We start from the raw sequence: 2827 nt of genomic DNA on the forward strand, positions 1-2827 counted from the left end.
CTCCGCGCCCGGCGCGCTTGCCCAATCAGACGACGGAGAATATGAAAACCAAACCCGCAGACTCTCGTTATGAAGGAGAGAGCCTTGGGAGGTAGGTCAGACCAGAAACTTCCGTGCCTCCATACCTGGATGTGAGTTTATTTAATGCGCCCCGGCCCGGACCATGCTTGCAGCACATCTCCGCCGTTGGCATCCTCGCTTCCTGTTGTTAGGTTTTTCCGATGATCGGCGCTTCTAAAAAACAGCTCTTTCGCATTCGCTTGGCCCCTCAAGAGGTTGCGCAAACTCCAAATCAGAACAAGGGAAACCGCGGAGACCAGGTCAAATGTTGAGAACTGTGTCCAGATAGACCCACCGCCTAACCACTTTAGAAGACTGAGCAGAGTTTAACGAAAGATTTCCTTTTTTTCCCGGGAAATTTGGTAAGTTGTGTGTCGATGGTAGCCTGAAAACACAAATCTTCATAAGTGACACTTTGCAGAATAAATCAAATAAGTTCTTCTCTATGACAGCAGAAGTAGAAGTGCAGAACCAAACAGTGCGCGAACCTATGGAAGCTGAATTCACATTTTTTTCCAAGTGTCTTTGGTTATTCATATTCTATGGCATTCCATCTTTAGCAATTCTCTCGGTAGCTATGGCGGCAGTAAAATCTCATAGTAATAGCAGAGTTGTAATCGAAATAGCGGACCGATTTATTCTAAACAACGAAATCAGTATTCCGACGGCAATTAGCTTCCTTCTAATGGTAACTGCTTCCCAGCTATCAGCATTGGTTTATTTTGTCTTCCAAAAGCTCAAAAAAAGAAAACTAAACCTGATTTGGGTTTTATTGGCTTTCGGTATGGCCGCAATGGCCTTTGACGAAGTCGGCCAAATACATGAAAAGATACCTGCGCCAGTATTGCGCGAATATTTCTTAGATCATGGTTGGATACTTGCCATGCTATTACCGCTTTTAGCCTGCGCGGTTCTTTCAGTGCCCTTTTTCCTTGCTTTGCCACGCGACTTGGCGAGAGGGCTATTTACTGCATTGGCTACATTTTTTTTCGGTGCCATCGCGCTTGAAGGGATTGGTGGGTTCTACGCAACCAAGGTAGAAAAAAATCTCCTATATGACTTTTTTACAGTTCTCGAAGAATCAACGGAACTCCTGGGCATTGCATATATGAACATCGTCCTTTTTGATTTCATCTCAAGGCAACGTTTCATTTTGAAATTCTATCACGACGCAAGTCAGGAATAAGATCAATCGTTTAATTAACGTGATCGCATCCTAATTGTTATTAAGTTTCTGTAGTTTTTAATTCAAAAACAACGGTGTTTTTTTGAACATTCAATTTTGTTTTGCACGAGTGTCTTAAAGCGACCGAGGGTTAGGTGTCTGGTCAAATAATGGAAATTTATTTATTCTAAACTAATTTCAGTTTCCAGCAGACGATAGTCGAAGACCTGCCACAATTGAATAAGCTAGTAAACCGCACATCCCGAATAGTTTTAACCCGTCTTCAATAACAACTCGATACTCGCCTAAATGGTATTCAAGTGAATGCTCCAGCACGGTATCGACAAAAATGGATCCAACGAAAAACAGAGAAGTGGCAGCAAGAAAGCGGTTTTCAGGCCAACTCAGCCATCGGACACTAAGACAAACCAACGAGCCCAATACTGTGGCATAGAACGTAACGAATTTTCTTTGATGCGATTCATGTAACATGAACATGTCGTCCAATGCCATCACAAAGGCCAAAGAAAACCCAATCAAACATAGCAGAACACCACCATCGACCGTTTCTACTTTTTGTGATCTTTGAATGGCTACAAATCCGAAAACTGCTGCGCTAGCCATCGTAAATAGATTTCCCAGCAACGAAATTGCGCCTGTTTCTGAGCCACAACAATCCTCCAAACTCCCCGTTCTTGCAAAACGGTGTTGAACGACGTTTAAAGGATCCCTTAATAGGTCTCCGGCTTTCCACCATGGTTGAGAGACCACTCCCGCCATCACAATCGCTGGAAGCCCAAACGCAATCAAGAATAGAGTTATTGTGAGCCATTGAGGTCTACTTATCGTAACAGGCCGGCTGCTTTGGCCTGGCCCAAAATACCGTTCAACAATATTCCAAAAACACAATATACAAACAACAGTAACCGAAACATACAACAATGACTTCGGTGAGATGTGTTCAAGAAGTGAGCCCTGTTTTGAAAGGATCAATATCAGCACTGTCGACAGTGGAAGTCCAATCAAAGTGACTTGCACTAAACGTTTCACTCGTTACTCCGTAGGCAAACAAAACTAAGTCTGATTTTTGTCGACACTTTTACTGTTCGCAATCTTACACAAAGATTAAAAAAAAACCTATTACTATGCACGTATCGGCAGCTTTTTCGGAACATTCCACTCGAAATAAGCACTATTGTATTAAGAAATGTTTGATTTTCCAGACTTGGATTTACTAGTCGCGATGTGCAAAGGATTTTATAAAGTGCATCACATGATTTTCGTGCATAAACCTAAATACAACACAAATTCTATAGTTTCCTCAATAGATGGAGAATCCTGTAAGTTTGATAATTTTCAAGGGCCGTCGCAACTAAGCAGTTACACCGATTAATTCAGTGACCTTTTTAATTAATTTTAGCGTAGCACCGGGTGTAGGTGCCCCAAACGCAAGAAGCACCCCTTGGGGCGTTATCATATTGTATTTGTGTAATTAATTTTGGTTGCGGGAGTAGGATTTGAACCTACGACCTTCAGGTTATGAGCCTGACGAGCTACCGGGCTGCTCCATCCCGCGACACTTTGGTGGTCTACCGCCTGTTC

2 protein-coding genes and 1 tRNA gene are annotated in these 2827 nt (G+C 42.8%); 1 reads left to right on the top strand and 2 read right to left on the bottom strand.

Going from position 1 to position 2827, the window contains the following annotated elements; translation table 11 throughout:
• The first annotated feature begins 505 nt into the window (after positions 1 to 505).
• Positions 506 to 1246 carry a hypothetical protein gene (locus ACR0DG_RS21380; RefSeq protein ID WP_480700544.1) on the top strand — a complete coding sequence of 247 codons (741 nt, stop codon included), beginning with the start codon at positions 506 to 508 and terminating at the stop codon, positions 1244 to 1246.
• A gap of 177 nt (positions 1247 to 1423) precedes the next feature.
• Here ACR0DG_RS21380 and ACR0DG_RS21385 read toward each other — a convergent pair whose 3' ends face one another.
• Entirely contained in the window at positions 1424 to 2275 is an 852-nt protein-coding gene (locus ACR0DG_RS21385) for a hypothetical protein (RefSeq protein WP_480700542.1), read from the bottom strand.
• 449 nt (positions 2276 to 2724) lie between these two features.
• Positions 2725 to 2801, bottom strand: a tRNA-Met gene (locus ACR0DG_RS21390).
• Positions 2802 to 2827: the final 26 nt, after the last annotated feature.

The organism is Ruegeria sp. BG8, assembly GCF_056538325.1.